This window comes from Pelovirga terrestris (assembly GCF_014773365.1).
Taxonomy (GTDB): domain Bacteria; phylum Desulfobacterota; class Desulfuromonadia; order Desulfuromonadales; family Geopsychrobacteraceae; genus Pelovirga; species Pelovirga terrestris.
Genome location: NZ_JACWUN010000009.1, coordinates 40,211 through 58,840, shown reverse-complemented (window position 1 = coordinate 58,840; position 18,630 = coordinate 40,211). Strand labels below are relative to the sequence as shown.

The window sequence follows — 18,630 nt, the reverse complement described above, 5'->3', positions numbered from 1 at the left end:
TAGATCCGTGCTAGTCGCGCGGGACGGCCAGCATTCTCTCCAGTGACGTCAATGCCCGTAAGCGGATCGGCTCAGGGACGGTGATGCGCGGCTCCAAGGTCTGAAGACTTTTGAGAATATCCTCCAGGCTGGTCAGTTTCATGTTCGGGCAGATCAGTCCGTGGCTGGGAATGATAAAGGTTTTATCCGGGTTTTCCTTGCGCAGACGCCAGAGGATCCCCTCTTCAGTACCGACAATGAACGTGGTTGCCGGATTATTGCGGGCAAATTCGTACATACCGCTGGTTGAACAGATATGGTCAGCCAGGTCAAGGATGTCCGGACGACATTCCGGATGGGCCATAAACAGAGCATCGGGATGATCAGCCTTGGCTTTGATGATTTCTTCGGTTTTAAGACGATCATGGGTTGGGCAATACCCCTCCCAGAAGATGTAGTCCTTTTCCGGAACCTGACGGGCAATGTAGCGCCCCAGGTTGCGATCGGGAACCATCAGCAGTTTTTTTGCCGGCAGGGAGCGAGCGACACTGATGGCGTTGGAGCTGGTGCAACAGATGTCGCTTTCGGCCTTTACTGCCGCGCTGGAGTTGACGTAGGTGACGACGGTGGCATCTGGATGCTGTTCTTTCAGTGCCTTTAAGCCTTCGGCCGTTACCATGTCGGCCATTGGACAACCCGAGTCGGGTCGTGGCAGCAGCACGGTCTTTTCCGGGGCGAGAATAGCAGCACTCTCGGCCATGAAATGAACACCACAGAAGACAATCACGTCCTGGTCGGTCCTGGCGGCTTCCAGCGACAGGGCCAGCGAGTCACCGGTGATGTCAGCAACTGCCTGAACTTCATCACGTTGATAATTATGGGCGATCAGCAAGGCATTACGCTCACGCGCCAGCTGCCTGATACGTTGCTGCAAAGCATCTTGATTCATTGCCTTTTTACCTTTGGTGAAGAGTCTTGAAGTGACCGGCATAATAGATCAAACCCCCTGATATGTCAAATGTTTCACCTCATTGCTCGGTGCTTGACAGGTGTGGCGCAAGGGGATATTCTCGCCTCAATGTCAGCGCATGCAAGGGCTGACATTGACCTCTTTTCCCTTTGATAACAACAATCTGCACGGCCTCAACAGTCACCTGTCAGGTGCTGCAGCGACGAAAGGTCGAATAACTATGTTCGGAATCGGGATGACGGAAATGCTTCTGATCGCCGCCCTGGCGCTGGTTATCCTGGGTCCGAAAAAGCTCCCTGATCTGGCGCGTTCCCTGGGTAAGGGCTTTGCCGAATTCAAGCGTGCAACCAACGAACTCAAGAGTGCCATCGATCTCGAAACCAAAGCAGAAGAAGATCGTTACAAGGCAGAGTTAAGAGAAAAATACATGGAAAAAGCGGCCAGATTGCAGGCAGAGAAGGGGGCTCAGGTCGTCACTGCCGAAGCGCAAATGGAGCAATCGGAGGGGACGGAGAAAGAACAAGCGGGCCTGGCTTCTGCTGAAACCGTTGCCGAGCAGGATAAGGAGACCACGCCCCATGTCTGATGGAATGGCAATTACCGATCATCTGGCTGAGCTACGTAAGCGCTTGATGTACGCAGCTATTTCCTGGCTGGTTGCGTTTCTGGGCTGTTACGCATTTGGTGAGCGAATTTTTGAAGAAATTGCCCAACCGGTGCGCGCTGCCCTGCCGGAAGGCAGCTCGTTGGTTTTTATCAGTGCCACCGAACCCTTCTTCACTATCCTCAAGGTGTCCGCCCTGGCTGGCTTGGTGGTTGCCTTCCCGGTGATTATCTGGCAGGTCTGGATGTTTGTTGCGCCGGGGCTCTACGGTCATGAAAAGCGCTTTGCCATTCCGTTTGTGGTGATCAGTTCTTTATGCTTCGGGACCGGCACCTATTTCGGCTTTGCCCTGGTTTTTCCGACAATTTTTTCCTTTCTGGTCAACTATGGCACCTCTGTCAGTGGGGTTGAGGCGATGCTTTCCATGGGCGCCTATCTGACCCTGGCGACGCGGTTGCTGATCGCTTTCGGGCTGGTTTTTGAACTACCCATTGTGATTTTCTTTCTCGCCCGGATGGGGGTTGTTGACCATATCTGGCTGGCAAAACACCGTAAATATGCACTTCTGACCGCTTTTATTGTTGGCGCCACCCTGACTCCTCCCGATCTCATTTCCCAGGTTTCCATCGCCGTTCCCTTTGTTGTTTTGTATGAAGTCGGGATTGTTGTTGCCCGGCTGTTCGGCAGGAAAAAAGCGGTTGATGATGCGCTTGATGATGCGGCGGCCGCGAAATCTGATTAGTTCCGACATTACAAAAGTCAATTTGCCACCAAGACTCCAAGTACACCAAGAAAAGCTGAAACTTGAATTGTTAAAGGCAAAAGACTTAGTTTCATTAAATCAAATTTGCATCTCTTGGAGCTCTTGGTGTCTTAGTGGCAATTTTCGCATAATTTGTTCAAGTCCGTCTTCAACTCTCCAAGGACACTCAGGCTGGTAGCGATGTTCATGAATCTGTTACAGGTGGATAATCCGCAATGCGTCTGACCATCAAAATCACCCTGGCGATCCTTCTCGGCGTGGTGCTGATCTTCTCCGTTTACAGTTATCTGTCGATCCAGCGCGAACGAGAGCAGCTCAAACGTAATTTGAGTCGTGAGGCCCGCCATATCGGTGAAAGCCTGCGGGTCATGGTAACAGAACTGTGGCAGCAGCATGGTGAGGAAGAGGCCCTGGGTTTTTTGTTGCGCGCCAATCAGGGCTATTCTGAAACCCTGGTGCGCTGGGTGTGGGTCAGTAATGATGGACCTGCGTCTTATCAACCTCGCGTGCCGGTTGCTCACCTTGACCGATTGCGATTTGAGGAAACCGTTACCCTGATGGCGGCTTCGGATGAAGGGCACGATTTTTTGTTGACCTATCTGCCGGTATTGCTCCCTGGTGAGCGGATGGGCGCCATCGAATTAACCGAATCGATGGCAGAAATGCACGACTACATCCAGGAAAGCTTGCGTCGATCCGCCATCGTTGTCGGCGCCCTGGTAGTGTCGGGGCTCTTATTAATGACTGTGCTGGGCAGCATCTGGGTCGGGCGGCCGATGCGCAAGTTGCGCGCCCAGGCTGAGCGGATTGGGACCGGTGATTTTTCCACCAGCGTCAATCTTTCCGGCAGTGATGAACTGGCTGAGCTGTCTAACACCATTGAGCGGATGCGGGGGCAGCTGGCCCAGGCGCGCGATGCCGAACAGGCAGCTCACGCGGCGAAATTTGAGGCCCTGGAAAAGTTGCGCCATACCGAGCGGCTGGCAACCCTCGGACAGCTGTCGGCGGGGATGGCGCACGAGTTGGGGACGCCCCTCAATGTGATTGCCGGGCGGGCCAAACTGATAACCCGCGAAGGAATGGCGCTCGAGGATATCACCCGCTCTGCAACCATCATTCACGAACAGGCGCAGCGTATGACCGGTATTATGCGACAGTTGTTAAGCTTTGCCCGGCGCGGCGAGGCTCGCAAACAGCGCGTTGATCTTAACCTGGTAATGCGTGCGGTGCTGCCGCTACTCGAGCCGACCCTCAACAAGCAGCAGGTCGAACTCTGTATCGATGAGGCTCCGGCGGAGCTGCTGGTGTGTGCCGACTCCGCGCAAATGCAACAGGTTCTGCTAAACCTGATCCTCAATGGTATTCACGCCATGCCCGATGGTGGCAAGATCAGCCTGTCCAGCTATCCGGCAGCGGCGGTCAGCGTTCCTGACGGGTTCGAAAATCCTGATCAGTCCTGGGTCTGTCTGCAGGTCAGTGATCAAGGCAGCGGGATTGAGCTCGAGGTTCAAAAGCACATGTTTGATCCTTTCTTTACCACCAAGGATGTTGGTGAAGGGACCGGGTTGGGGCTGTCGATTGCCTACGGCATTGTTCAGGAACACGGTGGCTGGATTGCGGTAGAAAGCGTTCCCGGCAAAGGCAGCACGTTCCGGGTCTACTTACCGGTGGATTGTCGCGGGGAGTTGCCATGAGCAAAGCCGGCCTGCCAGGGGGCATTCTGGTCATAGATGATGATCGCGCATTGTGCGACCTGCTGCATGAGGACTTGCAACAGCGCGGGCATCGGGTGTGGACAGCGTTGAAAGCAGGTCAGGCGCGTGAGTTGTTGGACCAGCACTCCATTGATATTGTTCTGACCGATCTGAATATGCCGGAAATGAATGGTATCGATTTCTGCGCCGAACTGCATCAACGGCGGCCCGATCTGCCGGTCATCATCATGACCGCCTTCGGCAGCCTCGAAACGGCAATTGCCGCATTGCGGGCGGGGGCCTATGATTTTGTTACCAAACCGGTGGATCTGGATCTGCTGAGTATTTCCCTGGATCGTGGTTTACAGCATCGGCATCTGCAGGAGACCGTTCGCCGCCTGCAGGATCAGGTTCGTCGTCAGCAACCTGACGATGATCTCCTCGGTGAAAGTCCGCCGATGGTTAAGCTGAAACAACAGATCTCCCGCATTGCCGGACTGGACACGTCGGTGCTGCTGGCGGGAGAAAGCGGCACCGGCAAGGAACTGGTTGCGCGTTCGTTGCACCGCCAGAGCCAGCGTAGCGGCGGCGCGTTCGTCGCTCTTAACTGTGCCGCGTTGCCGGAGAATCTACTCGAAAGCGAGCTCTTCGGCCATGTCCGGGGAGCCTTTACCGATGCCCGTGAAGCGCGCAAGGGGTTGTTTGTCGAGGCTTCCGGGGGCACCCTGTTGCTTGACGAAATTGCTGAATTGCCGTTATCGCTGCAGCCCAAGCTGTTGCGGGTGCTCGAAGATCATCGCGTGCGGCCCCTGGGTGGGAGCAGTGAAATTACCTGTGATGTCCGGGTCATCGCAGCCAGCCACCGTAATCTGGGTGAGGCGGTAGCCGCTGGGCTGTTTCGCAGTGATCTGTTCTATCGACTGAACGTGATTCAGCTGGAGCTGCCCCCCTTGCGTCGGCGTGGCGACGATATTCTCCTGCTGGCGATGAAGTTCATCCAGCAGCTCAGTCGGCGGTTCGGCAAGTCGGTGGTTGGTCTGGCGCAGCCGGCGGCGGCCTGCCTGCTGGCCTACTCCTGGCCCGGCAATGTGCGCGAACTACGCAATACCATTGAGCGCGCAGTGGCCCTGACCCTCCATGATACCATTACCGTTGATGATCTGCCTGATAGCGTCCGGCACCCGGGTGACAGTGCACCATTACCCCTGAGTCTGCACGACGGCCAGACGATTATCCCGCTGGAGGAGATGGAACAGCGCTACATTCAGCAGGTGCTGGAACAGCTCGATGGCAATCGGACCCTGGCCGCCCGCATGCTTGGGGTTGACCGTAAAACCCTCTATCGCAAACTCAAAGAGACCTGATTCTCCTCCCCCGACTCTTCAGCCGAATGGGGCAATTTGCCCCAGCGAGTCATTGTGCCCCACTCTGTTTTCTGTTAACCAGCTGAAAATTCGACCATTGTCGTTGGCATGCCCTGTGCTTAATATAAGTGGTAGAGCCTGCCGAGGCCATTCTGTTGCCGGCGGCAGCATAGCTTGAATCTACTTACCGGAGATAACTGTAGAGTGATCATGGAAGCTGTTTGTATTGACCTGACACCGCGCGTACTTGTTGCCGAAGATGACCGGGAGCTGCGTGAACTGCTTGCCCTGGTGTTGGAAAATGCCGGCTACCAGGTCTGTCAGTGCAGCAACGGTGAGCAGTTGCTGACCAGGCTTAAAGAACAGCCAGCCATCGATCTGGTGATCAGTGATATTCGCATGCCCGGGTTAAATGGTCTTGAGGTCCTGGCTCGCCGCAACCGGCATCTGCAGCAGATTCCCTTTATCTGTATGACCGCCTTCGGAGACGAGCAAACTCATCGTAAGGCGCGACATCTTGGTGCCGCAGCAGTCATTGATAAACCCTTTGATCTGGATGACATGATGACATTGATCGCGCATGTTTGTCTCCGCAACGAACGCATTAAAGGAGTCGATCATGAGAATAAATAAGTTGTTCGGAATGCTGGTGGTGCTGGTGCTGCTGGGTTCTTCCGTGTCAGCACAAGAAAGTGGGCTGGAAAGCCTGCGTGAAACCGGCAAGGCTTTTCGCAGTGTGGCCCGCGATATTTCACCGGCGGTTGTCTACATTCAGGTCGAGCAGGAAGTGCAGGTGCGCAGTCGTGACCCATGGTCAAACCCCTTTGAAGGCAGCCCCTTTGGTGAAGAATTTTTTCGCCGCTTTTTTGGTGAGCCGCCACGAGGCGAAGCTCCGGATCGGCCTCCGCGCCGAACCACTGGCCAGGGCTCAGGCTTTCTGATCTCTGCTGATGGTTATATCATGACCAACAACCACGTGGTCGGTGATGCCGATAAGATTACGGTCCAGTTTCAGGACGGACGTGAATTCGATGCCGAACTGGTCGGTGCCGATCCTCCCACCGACGTGGCGCTGATCCGCATCGAAGCCAATGAAGAGCTTCCCTACATTAAACTGGGAAATTCGGATCAGCTTGAAGTCGGTGACTGGGTTCTGGCTTTTGGCAACCCCTTCGGCCTTTCCCATACCATGACGGCCGGGATTGTCAGCGCCAAGGGACGTAGTGGTATCGGCCTGACCGATTACGAAAACTTTATCCAGACCGACGCGGCTATCAATCCGGGCAACTCGGGCGGCCCGCTGGTGAACCTGGATGGTGAGGCGGTCGGAATGAACACGGCGATTTTCAGTCGCAGTGGCGGTTATATGGGGATCGGCTTTGCTATTCCCATCAATATGGCCACAAATATTTATCTTCAGCTGGCGGAACACGGCAAGGTCACCCGTGGCAGGATCGGCGTTTACATTCAGGATTTGACCAGAGAACTGGCGGAGTCTTTTGATATCGATCAGCGTCAGGGAATTCTGGTATCCCAGGTAATGAAAGGTTCGGCAGCGGAAAAAGGGGGCCTTGAGCAGGGGGATGTCATCCTCAAACTCAATGGCACCGCAGTGGAAAATGTCGCTGCGTTCCGCAATCAGGTGGCCCTGACTCGACCCGGCACCACCATTGAACTGGAAGTTTTGCGCAAAGGTAAAGTACGTAAGCACAAGATCGTCGTCGATGCCCTTGAGGTTGAAACCGCCGCAAGCGCTGATGCCCCGGCCGCTGAAGCCGGTACCGATGTTCTTCCTCAGATTGGTCTGCGGCTACAGAAGTTGACCAAGGAATTGGCTGAGCAGTTTGGTTACCAGGAAAACCGCGGGGTATTGGTTGCCGCAGTTGAACCCGGATCGATTGCGGCTCGCGCCGGCATTCAGGCGGGGGCCTTGATTGAAGAGGTCAATCGGGTCGATGTTAATGATCCCCAGGACGTGGTTTCGCTGGTTGAAAAGAGTAAAAGGGATACGGTTCTGCTGTTGGTCCGCCAAGGTAGTGGCAGTCGGTATATTGCATTGAGATACAGATAGGAACGCAGGTTTTTCGGCGCTCTGCTCAGCGCCGGAAGGCCATCACATACTTTTATTGAACGTTACCTCCTACGTTCATTTCGGGGAATCAGCAGGGTTCCCCTTTTTTTTATCCAAAATCTGGGTTAAAACCAGTGTATCTGTTCAGCCCCGGGCCTTTGAATCCTATGTCAAGGGACGCTTTTCGTCATCCATGACCGCTTTTTATCGCCGTCCATGGCGACAAAAACCCTTGCCACAGGATTCAAAGACCCGGGGCAAGGATAGAACAGAATAGTTACAAAACCGTTAGACTGTTGCTCGTCGTAACCATCTAGCAGCTGACGAGTTTATCCACCGATCCCCGGCACACGGTTCGCAGATGACAGGAGCCAATTAATGAAATTCAAATTATTTGTATTTGCCGTTTTACTGGCTGTGATGATGGCGTTTGTTTATCAGAACAGTGTTCCGGTTACGGTGCGTTTTTTTAATTGGGAATATGGGTTGTCTTTTTCCTTGCTGCTGATGGCGGTTCTTGGTGTCGGCGTGTTATTGGGAATGTTGCTGGTATTACGGCGTCAGTCTTACAATAAAAAGAAAAAGGCCGCTAAAGAAGCAGCGCAGCACCAGCAGGCAGCTGCTAAAACTGACGCTGCCGGTGATAACGACCAGGATTCACAGATCAAACCACAGCAGCAGGAAACACCCCTTACCGCAGGAGAAGATCATGAGTCAAACAATACTGATAACTGGAGCGACAGCAGGGTTCGGTAGCGCTTGCGCCCGTCTTTTTGCTCGTCACGGCTGGCAACTGATTCTTACCGGTCGTCGTTCCGAGCGCTTGCAGGTGTTACAGCAGGAACTCGGCGCCGCAGTCAGCGCTACTGTGACCCTCGATGTGCGTGACCGTGAGGCCGTCTTTCGCCAGCTCGCCGATTTGCCGGCGGTCGATGTGTTGCTCAATAATGCCGGGCTGGCTCTGGGTCTGGAACCGGCCTGGGAGGTGGATATCAACGACTGGGACACGATGATTGATACCAACATCAAGGGACTGACCTACTGCACCAGAGTATTATTGCCGAATATGGTCAAGCGCAACAGCGGGCATGTTGTCAATATCGGCTCTACCGCCGGCAGTTGGCCCTACCCCGGCGGCAATGTTTACGGCGGTACCAAGGCCTTTGTCGAACAGTTCAGCCGTAATCTGCGCGCTGATCTGCATGGTACTGCGGTACGGGTTACCTATATTGCCCCCGGGATGGCTGAAAGCGAGTTCTCTCAAGTACGCTTCAAGGGGGATGCCGACAAGGCTGCCCAGGTGTATCGTGGCATGACACCATTGCGCCCCGAAGATATCGCTGAAACAGTGTACTGGGTGGTGAACCGACCAGCACATGTCAACATTAATGCGATCGAACTGATGCCGGTGCAGCAGAGCTGGAATGCCCTGGCGGTACATCGCCAAGAAAAAAAGTGCTAAAGGTCTGGTCGGACGCTGTCGACAGGTAAATGGAACGGTGTTTTTTTCGATTGTTCAGCAGGAAGTCGCAACGATGTAACCCGCGCAAGATGGAAAGCGATGGCCGACCTACGTGTTACCGACACTAAAGGGTATATGCTCTACCGTGAAGTGGAACCGGTACAGCCCTACCCGCGTATCGATGCGCAGCAACCCCACGATGAGAAGTCGCGGGGTCAGGACCAGGCGCGGGAGAAAAAAGATGGACAACCGCGTCGGCGCTTTGTCGCCATGCGTCAGTTGATTGATCGCCTGAAAGAAACAGGTCAACTTGAGCGGATTGCCTATCCGGAGCTACTGAAGGAGCTGGGTAATGTCGGCATTGCCCATGCCGACAGAGAGCTGTTTGACCTGCTGCAGACCCATCAGGTGACGATTGAGGGGCTTAATCACCTGGCTGCCCAAATTCGCGCCTTGATGGCCACTCCCGATGTTGGATTTGGCCCACCTCTCGAGGCCGAACACAATGTTCTTCCCTATTTCAGCAGGGATTTGGCGGTGGTGCAGCTCCGCTATCTTCATCTTGAGTTGTTGGCGGGACAGGAAGGTCCGCATCTGGTCGATGCCATTGCCCGTGATGGATCCTTTCGTTGTGCCACCAGACATCTACAGGTGGAGTTTCATCCGCAGGTCAAAGCCCAGTACGATTCTTCCCTCATCGTTGATCTGCGCATGATGGTCGCCGTCGGTGAAATGGATGAGGAAAATCGCCGCGCCATCCTTTTTGAACGTACTCCCGGAGTATTCGCCCTCTACACCGACAAGCAGATCAGCCTGTCGATCTGAGCGTCTTTCTTAAAATAACCGGAACGGTTGATCGTTGAGTTTAATCTCGCCTTGATCATACGCAACCCGCAAACGAAAACGTTCCCCTTCCAGCCGACTTAAAAAACCGAGTTGCGCCAACCCACCGAAGATCATCCGCAGTTCTTCCTCTTTAACGCTGATATTCGTCGTTTTACCCTGGATCTGCTCGGCCAGCTGACCCAGGCGGGCAAGGATGACCACGTCGAAGTCGAGTTGCAGCTCCGAATCGATCTGCTCAAGCAAAGCGCCGGGAGCGGTCTGTGTTGTTCCCGGCTTCAAGGTGGCGCGCCCCACACCTGAAAGCTGTCCACCGGTAGTCGCCAGGGAAAGGTTCTCCAGCTCCAGGGTTGCCCCTGATTGTAACAAGGCGTGGTAAACCGGCAGGATAGCATCATCGATAAAAGAGTCATTACTATCATTGGCGGAACGGATATGCTGGCGGAAACTGTTTCTTGCTGTCATTAAAGCCTCAATCACCCGGGTATCGAGGTCCAGTAATTTAAACACCAGACGACCATCCGTAAACGCGCTCCCCCCCGTCTGCAGACCGGCAAATGAGATGTCAGAAAGGGCTAGGTAGAACGGCTCCGGCCCTATGTGATTGGCCCAATCAATATGCAGTCCATTGATAATGAAAGGGGGCCCATCAACGCTTTGTAGTGCCAGACTGTTGATGCGGGTACGACTTTGGCCAAGGGGGAATTGGTCGAGATTGTCCATCTCGCCGGCATTGTTGATGCCGGCAACGACAAGCTGATTATCCCTATCCAAAACGATCTGGATCTGCTCCAGGCTGACATCCCAGGATCCTTGCGTGGCGGCGGCGTTGACGTGCCCCTCACCGCCAATACGGTCGATAGTGATCGTCGTGCCGTCAGCAGTTTCAACTGCCAGTCGGGGCAGCGACAACCTGCTGCGTGCTGACCCGGTGGGACCGACATCGGTGACAATCCGTAGTCCCTCAAGCAATGAGGAGGTAGCGGAGTCTGCCAGCGGCGTGGTGATCATGGTGACGCCCCAGGCATAGTGGCGGATCAGATGGTGAAGATCGTAACGACCCAGATCGCTGATATTAACTGTGGTAATTGCTTCAGCGGTAAAAAATCGCCGCTCATAGCTGACCAGTTCGTTGGTGGTGTTAAGCGGAGCATAGTGGTTGGACCGCTCCACCCACAGGGCAAAATATTCTTCCGCCTTGATGCTGCCATACCAGGTCAGGGAGAAGAGGGTAACAAGGGTGATGACCAGGGTCGGGGTCAGCAGTTTTTTCCACATGAGTGAATCCTTAAGGTTCAGAAAAAGATCGAGACCGTCACGACCAGCCGATAATCTGGAGCCTGCGACTTCACGCAGGATGACACCGAGACGGGCGCAGAATCCATTGTTGAATCAGCGGTGTAGATAGCTGGAGGCTTTTTGCCCCAGAGCCTTCCAGGTGCCGAGCAACCCCAGGATCATGGTCAGGGCAATTCCCGTCAACAGGGTTAACAGAACCGCCATTCCCTGTAACTGAAAATCGCTGTTCAGGGGTCCCTCCAGCACGGCAAAAGCCGCCAGGGTGCCGATGAACAGGCTGACGCCACCGGTGATCAGGCCGAGGATTAGAAATTCGGTGGCAAAGACGCGCAGAATATCCAGGCGGGTTGATCCGCAGACCTTGTAAATGACAGCATCACGGATGCGGCGGTGCTGATCGGCAGAGATGGCACCAATCAGCACCAGAAAACCGGTCAGCAGGGTAATTGCCGCCATCCCTTTGAAAGCCCAGCCAATATGCTCAAGGTTACGCGCGACATTGGCGAGGATTTCGCGTACCGAAACCGCTGATACGTTGGGGAAGGCGCTGGTAATCTGGCGATACAGCTGTTCTTCCAGTTCTTCCGGCAGATGGGCCGCCGCGAGAAAGCTGTGGGGTGCCTGTTCGAGGGTGCCTGGCGCGAAGATCAGGGCGAAATTGAGTTCCAATGTTGACCAGTCAACGCTGCGCAGATTGGCAATTTCCGCCGTGATGGTGCGTCCGAGAATGCTGACGCTGATAGTGTCGCCAATGCCGACGCCGAACCCTGCGGCGAGATCGCTGGTGATGGAGAGCAGCGGTGGTCCCTGATAATCGTCCGGCCACCAGTCGCCGGCGGTGATCCGGGTACCGGCGGGCATGGCGGCAGCATAGCTGAAGAAGCGGTCACCACGAATCGCCCAGCGCACTGACGGATCAATGGTTCGTTCTGTTATCGGGACCCCGGCAATGGCGGTTATGCGGCCACGCAGGGTCGGCGACGCTTCAAAGGTGATATCCTGCGATTGCTCAAAGAGCATTGCGTTGAACGACTCAATCTGTTGTGGTTGCAGGTCAAAAAAGAAGAAGGTCGGAGCCTTTTCCGGCAAGGTGGTGGTCACCAGACTGTTGAGGTTTCCCTGAATCTGGACAATCAACACCAGTACGGTCAGGCCAATCCCCAGAGAAAAAATGATATTGCTCGCCGGTGAACCGGGACTTTTCAGACTGGTCAGGGCCAGTCGCAGCAGCGGCTGAGACGGTCGGGGAACCATTCGCATCAGTTTGATGACCAGTGCAGCGAGCAGATGAAACAACACAAAACACCCGGCAGCACCGCTGATAAACCACCAGGCCAGGCGCTGATCGGCGCTACTGAACAGGGCAACGGCGATGAGCAGGGCAGCGGTGATGGTCATGGCAACCCGCACCCCGGTGCCGCTGGTTTTTTTACGCGTTTCAACGTAGCCGCGAAACAACAGGGCCGGTGGGATGCGACAGGCCGTCCCCAGCTCCTTAAGGGAAAACAGCAGTGCCGTCAGCAGGCCAAAAATGGCAACAATGACCCACACCCTGGGGAAAATCGCCACCGTCAGGGGGAAAGGCAGGTTACTGCCCAATAGACTGCTGAGCAGCCAGGGAATAGCAGCGCCGCAGATCAGCCCGGCAAGGGTGGCGATAGCGCCGAGAAAGAGAATCTGAAGCAGATAGGTGGTAAAAATCAGCTTCCGTGAAGCCCCCAGGGACTTCATCGTGGCAATGTGGCTGATCTTGCCGCCAAGGTAGCCGCGCACCGCGCCGGTCACCCCGAGCCCGCCGAGCAACAGGGCACAGAGCCCCAGCAGCGTCAGGTTGGTTTCCATGCGATCGAGAAAATCACTGATGCGTGGGGTCGCCTGGCGCCAGGTACGGATGCGCCAGCCGGCGTCGGGAAAGCGGGCCTCCAGTTCACGGCGGAAGTCGTCTACCAGTTCCCGGTCGGCAAGTTTTAAACGATAGTTATAATCAACCAGGCTGCCCGGTTGCACCAACCCGGTTGACATGAGTCGGGCCTGGTCAATCATGACTCTCGGACCGAGGGTAAAGGCACCAAAGCTGCGATCTGGTTCGTTGATCAGCCGGCCGCGGATCTGAAATTGGGTTGAACCGAGCTGAATGAGGTCGCCGACAGCCAGGTTAAGGCGATCAAGGAAAGACGATTCAACCAGGGCACCGGGCAGGTCATTGCGTTCGGCAAGGGCCTGATCAAGGGGTTGCTGGGGATCGATAAGGAGCCGGCCATAGAGGGGATAGAGATCATCGACAGCCTTGAGTTCAACCAGCCGTCGCTGTTCTGACCCAACTGCCAGAGCCATGGTGCGCAGTTGCAGGGTGCTGGAAACAACTGCGTTCTGTTGCAAAAATTCAAGTTGTTCATGATCGGCCGGGCGATGAGCGAGGCGCAGCTCGAGGTCTCCGCCTAACAGGGCACCGGCATCATCGAGCAGGCCCGATCGAGCGGCGGCACTGAAATTGCCGATGGCGGCGACAGCAAACACCCCGAGGAACAGGCAGGTGGCAAAGACCCCGAAGCCACGCAAGCCGTGACGCAGTTCCCGCCGCATCAGCCGTAGTGATTGCGTCAGCAAATCCATCATGAGGGGTTGACTCCATCTGGGACAAGCCGACCGTCGGCAATGCGAATGGTGCGTTGGCAGCGTTGAGCCAGGGTCGTATCATGGGTGATCAGTAGCAGGGATGTCCCTTTTTCCTGCTGCAAAGAAAAGAGCAGGTCCATCACCATCAGACCCGTATCCTGGTCGAGGTTGCCGGTCGGCTCATCAGCAAGAATCAGCGCCGGTTCGGTAACAAAGGCGCGCGCCAGAGCGACACGCTGTTGCTCACCGCCCGACAGTTCCCCGGGAAAATGGCCGCTGCGCTGGGCCAGTCCGGTGGCTGTCAATGCTGCCGCTGCACGCTCCAGCGCCGTATCGTCACCGGAAAATTCCAGTGGCAATGCGACGTTCTCCAGCGCCGTCATGGTCGGGATCAGATGAAAGGATTGAAAAACAATGCCAACATGAGCACGGCGAAAGCGCGCCAGGGCATCTTCGTCAAGGCCATTGAGGGTCGTGCCGGCGACCCTGATGGTGCCGCTGGTGGCTGGTTCCAGCCCGGCCAGGGCCATCAGCAACGTGGTTTTTCCGGCCCCGGACGGGCCAACAACACTGACGGTTTCTCCGCTCGCCACGCGCAGGTCGATACCACGCAGGATCTTGACCGGCCCGGCACCACCAACTAGACTTAAATGAAGATCGTTTATTTCAATGATAGGATCAGGCATGAAAACTCCTGTTAGCTGGTTATTGCTGTTATCGTTATCCGTACCCTTTACCCTGGCGGCTGCTGCGCCCATGACAATCCTGGTGCTGGGTGACAGCCTTACCGCCGGTTATGGCCTGGCCGAAAGCGAAGCCTTCCCGGCGCAACTGGAAACGGCACTGGGCTCACAAGGTCATCAGGTGCGCGTTATCAATGCCGGTATCTCCGGCGACACCAGTGCCGGTGGCGCTGCCCGTCTCGAATGGAGTCTGGCCGATAATCCCGATCTGGTCATCCTCGCCCTGGGAGCCAACGACGCCTTGCGCGGCTTGAGTCCCGATCAAACCCGAACCAACCTCGCCGCTATCATCACCCGCCTGCAAGAGCGACAGATCAGGGTGTTATTGGCCGGGATGCTCGCCCCGCGCAACATGGGCGAAAATTATTATAACAGTTTTGATAAAATCTATCCGGAATTGGCGCAGGAATTCGACGTGCCCCTCTACCCTTTTTTTCTGGAAGGGGTGGCCGGCAAGCCCGAACTTAATCTCGCTGACGGAATTCATCCCAATGTAGCAGGAGTGCAGGTGATGGTGGAGGGGATCTTGCCGCTGGTGGTGGAAGAACTGTCGTCGCTCTGATTCGTCCAGATTGTAGGTTTCAGTTGACAGAGGTCGGCATGACTGTCAATTTTCAGGTGCTGATTATTTACCACCATTATAATGACGATTACCCAGGAGACTTTCCATGCATATTTTTACCGACGGCTTTACCAGCGTATCCCTGTCCAACGGCAACCTGCGGGTCAAACTGGCGCAGAATGGGCCCGACAATGAGCCGGTCGAGGTGGCAACCTTGATCGTTCCGGTGGCGACGGCGCCGAGTTTTGTCAACGGCCTGGCCAACGCCCTGCAGCAACTCGAAGAGCAGATCAAGGCCAAGCAGGCGGAGATGGTTGTTGAGGGCGCGTCAAAACACAACTGATGTGGTGACAGTGACGGGCAGGAAGAGCACATCCGTCGCCGCTTCCTGCCCGCATCGTTTTTACTCGGATCGCCAGCGTAGTTTTGGTTTGCGGGCAGCGGTGGCTTCGTCGAGGCGTCGCCGGCGGGCGCGGGTCGGCGCCTGTTTGAGTGTGTCCGGATCCTGCCTGGCTTCGGCGGCAATGGCGAGCATCGCGTCACAGAAATCATCAATCATCTGCTTGCTTTCGGTTTCCGTCGGTTCGATCATCAACGCCCCGGCGACCACCAGAGGGAAATAAATGGTCGGCGGATGAAAGCCGTAGTCGATCAGGCGCTTGGCGACGTCGAGGGTATGGCAGCCACCCCCCAACTTCTCTTCGGAAAATACCACCTCATGCAGTGAGCGCTCTTTATAGGGCAGGGCGTACGCCCCTTCGAGTCGAGCGCGGATATAGTTGGCGTTCAGTACCGCCAACTCCGTGGCCTTTTTCAATCCCTCACCACCCATGGCCAGAATATAGCTGTAGGCGCGCACCAGAATCCCGAAATGACCGTAGAATGACTTGACCCGCCCAATCGACTGCGGGCGTTGATAGTCAAAATGGTAGCTGTCCCCTTCCTTCGTAATCACCGGTAGCGGCAAAAACGGGATCAGTTTCTCGGCAATACCAACCGGGCCGGCGCCGGGTCCACCGCCACCATGGGGGGTGGAGAAGGTTTTGTGCAGGTTGAAGTGCATGACATCGATCCCCAGATCACCGGGGCGGCTGATTCCCATCAGGGCGTTGAGGTTGGCCCCGTCACAATAGACCAACCCCCCCTGTTCATGAACCAGCTCACAAATGGCCCGGATGTTAGCTTCAAACAGCCCCAGGGTATTGGGGTTGGTGATCATCAGGGCGGCAACCTCGTCGGACATGACGGCGGCGACAGCGTCGAGGCTAAGGATGCCGGTGGAAGTTACCGGCACCACTTCGTAGCCACAAAGGGCCGAGGTGGCCGGGTTGGTGCCGTGGGCAGTATCGGGAATAATGACCTTGGTGCGCTGGTTGCCGCGCGCCTCATGCCAGGCGCGGATCATCAGCATGCCGGCCAGTTCTCCCTGCGCTCCAGCCGCAGGCTGCAGGCAGATGGCGGGAAAGCCGGAAACTTCTGCCAACGCTCGTTCCAGCCGATACATCAGCTCCAACGCCCCTTGATTGAGAGCCTCCGGCGTCTGCGGGTGAATCTCGGCGAAGCCGGGCAGGCGCGCCGCCACCTCGTTAACCTTGGGGTTGTACTTCATGGTGCAGCTGCCTAATGGATAGAAGCCGCTGTCGACGCCGTAGTTCCAGGTTGAAAGACGCGTGTAATGGCGGATGACATCAACTTCCGACAGTTCGGGAAAGTCAGTGATCTCATCGCGCAGCAGTTCGATGTCGGGCAAGGCCGGCGGCACATCAGCATCAGGCAGACTGTAGCCAATGCGTCCCGGCTGGGACTGCTCGAACAACAGGGGCTCGTCAAGCATCAGACCACGGGAATCGGTTGATATCATTGGGTACCTCCGGCCAGGGCTGCTACCAGTTGCTCCATCTGTTGTCTGCTGTTCTGTTCCGTTGTACAGATCAGCAGGCCGGACTCCAGGCCGGGATAATCGCGGCCGATGGCCACGCCGGCAAGGATCTTCTGTTGTTCCAGGCGTTTTTTTAGAGCGGCAACCGGTTCCGGGCAGGAGACGACAAACTCGTTGAACACCGGCGCGTCAAAGGGCAGGGCAAAACCATCAAGGTTCGCGATCTGTTCACGCAGCCAATGGCTGCGGGCATAATTGATTTCAGCCAGCTGGCGCAACCCCTGCTTGCCGTGCAGCGCCAGATAGATAGAGACCATCAGGGCGCACATCCCCTGATTGGAGCAGATATTGGAGGTCGCCTTTTCACGGCGGATATGTTGCTCGCGGGTAGCCAGGGTCAAAACAAAGCTGCGCTTGCCGTCGAGATCAACGGTCTCCCCTACCAGACGTCCGGGGAGTAGGCGCATGTCCTTGTTGCGTACGGCAAAAAATCCGATTCCCGGGCCGCCGTAGGACAAGGGGAGTCCAAAGCTCTGCCCCTCACCGACCACAATGTCGGCACCCAGTTCACCGGGAGATTTGTAGAGGGCCAGGGCCAACGGTTCGGCAACAGCGGTAATCAGCCGGGCATCGGCGCTGTGGGCGGCGGCGGCAAGGGCCGAAAGATCTTCAATACAGCCGAAATAGTTGGGGTAACCGACCACCAGAGCGGCGACCCGTTCATCGAGCAGTGGTTCGACCTGTTCGAGCGCAGTCACGCCGTTGCTGGTGTCGATGGTGATCAGCTCAATGTCGAGATAGCGGCAGTAGGTGGCGATGGTCTGGCGGTAATGGGGGTGGAGAGCGGCGGATAGCAGCACGCGGCTGCGCTTTTTTGCCGCCCGCACCGCCAGCAGCACCGCTTCAGCACAGGCCGAAGCACCGTCATACATGGAGGCGTTGGCCATATCCATGCCGGTCAGCTGGCAGATCATGGTCTGGAATTCAAAGATCCCCTGCAGGGTTCCCTGGCTGATCTCCGGCTGGTACGGGGTGTAGGCCGTGTAAAACTCGCTGCGACTGACCAGATGGTCGACCACTGCCGGAATGAAATGATTGTAAGCACCGCCACCCAAAAAGGAGCTCCAGTCGGCGATCTGGGCGTTTTTCGCTGCCAGACGGCGTAATTCCCTGAGGATATCGCTTTCCGCCAGTCCCGGCGGCAGCTCCATGGGGTGGGTCAGGCGAGAGTCAGCCGGGATGCCGGAAAAAAGGGCCTCCGTAGCGGCGACACCAATGGTGGCAAGCATCTGCTTGATATCAGCGTCGGTATGGGGCAAATAGCGCATAACACTCCTTTTGGCCAGTGCTGCGGGAATTGCGTGGTGGTTGACAGGATGCGCGATATTATTCGTCGGCAACCAACTCCTGATAAGCGGAAGCATCCAGCAGATCATCAATCTCTTGCGGATCGCTCAGGCGGATTTTGATCATCCAGCCATCCTCATAGGGCGAGGTGTTGAGGGTTTCCGGAGCATCGGGCAATTCCTCATTGATTTCGACGACCTCACCACTTAATGGGGAATAGACATCAGAGACGGCCTTGACCGATTCGACCACCCCAAAGGGTTTGCCGACCTCAAGTTCGTCACCAACCTCCGGTAGTTCGACGAAGACCACATCTCCCAACTGGTTCTGGGCAAAATCACTGATGCCGATAGTGGCGATGTCCGCTTCAATGGCGATCCATTCATGCTCTTCGGTATATTTCAATTCCTCGGGAAAGTCCATTATCTCCTCCT

At 56.0% G+C, this 18,630-nt stretch carries 18 protein-coding genes; 11 read left to right on the top strand and 7 right to left on the bottom strand.

Annotated features, from left to right (window positions below):
* Nucleotides 1-10 precede the first annotated feature (10 nt).
* Nucleotides 11-928, bottom strand: coding sequence for a quinolinate synthase NadA (nadA, locus tag ICT70_RS09005; RefSeq protein WP_191155743.1), 918 nt, complete (start codon nt 926-928; stop codon nt 11-13).
* 256 nt (nt 929-1,184) lie between these two features.
* Between nadA and ICT70_RS09000 the strand changes: the two genes are divergently transcribed.
* The 9 genes from ICT70_RS09000 (at nt 1,185) to ICT70_RS08960 (ending at nt 9,732) form a co-directional block, all read left to right on the top strand.
* Nucleotides 1,185-1,535 carry a twin-arginine translocase TatA/TatE family subunit gene (locus tag ICT70_RS09000; protein ID WP_237684519.1) on the top strand — a complete coding sequence of 117 codons (351 nt, stop codon included), beginning with the start codon at nt 1,185-1,187 and terminating at the stop codon, nt 1,533-1,535.
* The gene (gene tatC / locus ICT70_RS08995; RefSeq protein ID WP_191155741.1) at nt 1,528-2,295 is read left to right on the top strand and encodes a twin-arginine translocase subunit TatC; all 768 of its coding nucleotides are present in this window, start codon (nt 1,528-1,530) and stop codon (nt 2,293-2,295) included. The genes ICT70_RS09000 and tatC overlap by 8 nt, the downstream gene beginning before the upstream one ends.
* Before the next feature lie 236 nt (nt 2,296-2,531).
* Nucleotides 2,532-4,010, top strand: a complete 1,479-nt coding sequence (locus ICT70_RS08990) for a sensor histidine kinase (protein ID WP_191155739.1) — start codon at nt 2,532-2,534, stop codon at nt 4,008-4,010.
* Nucleotides 4,007-5,374, top strand: a complete 1,368-nt coding sequence (locus ICT70_RS08985) for a sigma-54-dependent transcriptional regulator (protein ID WP_224746933.1) — start codon at nt 4,007-4,009, stop codon at nt 5,372-5,374. Before ICT70_RS08990 ends, ICT70_RS08985 begins: the two co-directional genes overlap by 4 nt.
* 210 nt (nt 5,375-5,584) lie before the next feature.
* Nucleotides 5,585-6,007, top strand: coding sequence for a response regulator (locus ICT70_RS08980; protein ID WP_191155737.1), 423 nt, complete (start codon nt 5,585-5,587; stop codon nt 6,005-6,007).
* Nucleotides 5,994-7,445: a DegQ family serine endoprotease gene (locus ICT70_RS08975; RefSeq protein WP_191155735.1), complete on the top strand. Its 1,452-nt coding sequence runs from the start codon at nt 5,994-5,996 to the stop codon at nt 7,443-7,445. The genes ICT70_RS08980 and ICT70_RS08975 overlap by 14 nt, the downstream gene beginning before the upstream one ends.
* Before the next feature lie 378 nt (nt 7,446-7,823).
* Nucleotides 7,824-8,201 carry a lipopolysaccharide assembly protein LapA domain-containing protein gene (locus ICT70_RS08970; RefSeq protein WP_191155733.1) on the top strand — a complete coding sequence of 126 codons (378 nt, stop codon included), beginning with the start codon at nt 7,824-7,826 and terminating at the stop codon, nt 8,199-8,201.
* Nucleotides 8,155-8,907 (top strand): SDR family oxidoreductase, encoded by a 753-nt coding sequence (locus ICT70_RS08965; protein ID WP_191155731.1) that lies wholly within the window; start codon nt 8,155-8,157, stop codon nt 8,905-8,907. Before ICT70_RS08970 ends, ICT70_RS08965 begins: the two co-directional genes overlap by 47 nt.
* Before the next feature lie 99 nt (nt 8,908-9,006).
* Nucleotides 9,007-9,732: a hypothetical protein gene (locus ICT70_RS08960; RefSeq protein WP_191155729.1), complete on the top strand. Its 726-nt coding sequence runs from the start codon at nt 9,007-9,009 to the stop codon at nt 9,730-9,732.
* 9 nt (nt 9,733-9,741) lie between these two features.
* Here ICT70_RS08960 and ICT70_RS08955 read toward each other — a convergent pair whose 3' ends face one another.
* The 3 genes from ICT70_RS08955 to ICT70_RS08945 all read right to left on the bottom strand — a co-directional run bounded on the left by ICT70_RS08955 (nt 9,742) and on the right by ICT70_RS08945 (nt 14,351).
* Nucleotides 9,742-11,028 carry a DUF945 family protein gene (locus tag ICT70_RS08955; RefSeq protein WP_191155727.1) on the bottom strand — a complete coding sequence of 429 codons (1,287 nt, stop codon included), beginning with the start codon at nt 11,026-11,028 and terminating at the stop codon, nt 9,742-9,744.
* A 114-nt stretch (nt 11,029-11,142) separates the two neighbouring features.
* The gene (locus tag ICT70_RS08950; RefSeq protein WP_191155725.1) at nt 11,143-13,665 is read right to left on the bottom strand and encodes an ABC transporter permease; all 2,523 of its coding nucleotides are present in this window, start codon (nt 13,663-13,665) and stop codon (nt 11,143-11,145) included.
* On the bottom strand, nt 13,662-14,351 hold the full coding sequence (locus ICT70_RS08945; RefSeq protein WP_191155723.1) for an ABC transporter ATP-binding protein: 690 nt from the start codon (nt 14,349-14,351) through the stop codon (nt 13,662-13,664). Before ICT70_RS08945 ends, ICT70_RS08950 begins: the two co-directional genes overlap by 4 nt.
* Here ICT70_RS08945 and ICT70_RS08940 point away from each other — a divergent pair.
* Both ICT70_RS08940 and ICT70_RS08935 read left to right on the top strand, forming a co-directional pair.
* On the top strand, nt 14,350-14,970 hold the full coding sequence (locus tag ICT70_RS08940) for an arylesterase (protein ID WP_191155721.1): 621 nt from the start codon (nt 14,350-14,352) through the stop codon (nt 14,968-14,970). The two genes, ICT70_RS08945 and ICT70_RS08940, sit on opposite strands and share 2 nt — an antisense overlap.
* 106 nt (nt 14,971-15,076) lie before the next feature.
* Nucleotides 15,077-15,313 (top strand): hypothetical protein, encoded by a 237-nt coding sequence (locus ICT70_RS08935; protein ID WP_191155719.1) that lies wholly within the window; start codon nt 15,077-15,079, stop codon nt 15,311-15,313.
* Between the two features lie 60 nt (nt 15,314-15,373).
* Here ICT70_RS08935 and gcvPB read toward each other — a convergent pair whose 3' ends face one another.
* The 3 genes from gcvPB to gcvH are packed head-to-tail and all read right to left on the bottom strand — an operon-like array spanning nt 15,374 to nt 18,619.
* Nucleotides 15,374-16,831: an aminomethyl-transferring glycine dehydrogenase subunit GcvPB gene (gcvPB, locus tag ICT70_RS08930; RefSeq protein ID WP_191155717.1), complete on the bottom strand. Its 1,458-nt coding sequence runs from the start codon at nt 16,829-16,831 to the stop codon at nt 15,374-15,376.
* Nucleotides 16,828-18,177: an aminomethyl-transferring glycine dehydrogenase subunit GcvPA gene (gcvPA, locus tag ICT70_RS08925; protein WP_191155715.1), complete on the bottom strand. Its 1,350-nt coding sequence runs from the start codon at nt 18,175-18,177 to the stop codon at nt 16,828-16,830. Before gcvPA ends, gcvPB begins: the two co-directional genes overlap by 4 nt.
* Before the next feature lie 58 nt (nt 18,178-18,235).
* A complete protein-coding gene (gene gcvH, locus ICT70_RS08920) occupies nt 18,236-18,619 on the bottom strand; it encodes a glycine cleavage system protein GcvH (protein WP_191155713.1) in 384 nt (127 codons plus the stop codon).
* Nucleotides 18,620-18,630: the final 11 nt, after the last annotated feature.